The sequence below is a fragment of the Capnocytophaga sp. oral taxon 332 str. F0381 genome (genome assembly GCF_000318275.2).
Taxonomy (GTDB): domain Bacteria; phylum Bacteroidota; class Bacteroidia; order Flavobacteriales; family Flavobacteriaceae; genus Capnocytophaga; species Capnocytophaga bilenii.
The window spans coordinates 13424-14110 of record NZ_KB291273.1 but is presented as its reverse complement, the minus strand read 5'-3'; the positions used below and the strand labels follow the sequence as shown (position 1 = coordinate 14110).

Annotated in this window: 1 protein-coding gene; it reads right to left on the bottom strand. The window is 45.7% G+C overall.

Annotation, left to right across the window (positions count from 1 at the left end; genetic code table 11):
* Positions 1–687: hypothetical protein (locus HMPREF9075_RS13405; protein WP_009414998.1), on the bottom strand; the 687-nt coding region annotated here is incomplete at both ends.

Below are 687 nucleotides of genomic sequence, written 5' to 3'. Positions count from 1 at the left end.
TACTGATATACTTTCCGTTGTCATCGGTACTCCTGCGAACGTAGCTAAATTGCACCTCTTTGTCTGTAGGGGTTGCTGTGCCGTAGCGGTCGTTATCATAAACGCTGCCTACTAATTGAGGGTCGGTGCTATAGGTAACGGTATAAGTATCATCTTGAGCAGTAAGAGTTGTTGTGGTGGGTGTAGTAGTTACAGTTGATGTGGTAGGTGTAGTAGTAGTAGAAGTTGATGTTGTGGGTGTTTCGGTAGTAGGTGTCGTAGCTTGGGACAGTACTATTATAGTAGCAGTAGCAGTGGCGAAATGGGTAACATCTTTAATATCTCTAATCTTATAATATACATAATGGCGACCCACAGCTAAACCCGCGGGGAGGTGTAACATTCCGCCTCGTATCGTACTGATATACTTTCCGTTGTCATCGGTACTCCTACGAATATAGCTAAATTGCACCTCTTTATCGGTGGGCGTTTGGGTGCCGTAGCGGTCGTTATCATAGACGCTGCCTACTATTTGAGATTCAGTACTATAGGTAACGGTGTAAGTATCGTCTTGAGCAGTGAGGGTTATCGTAGTACTTGTGGTAGTTGCAGTTGATGTGGTAGGTGTCGTAGTAGAGGTTGATGTGGTGGGCGTTTCAGTAGTAGGTGTCGTGGTTTGGGGCAGTACTATTACGGTGGCAGTAGCCG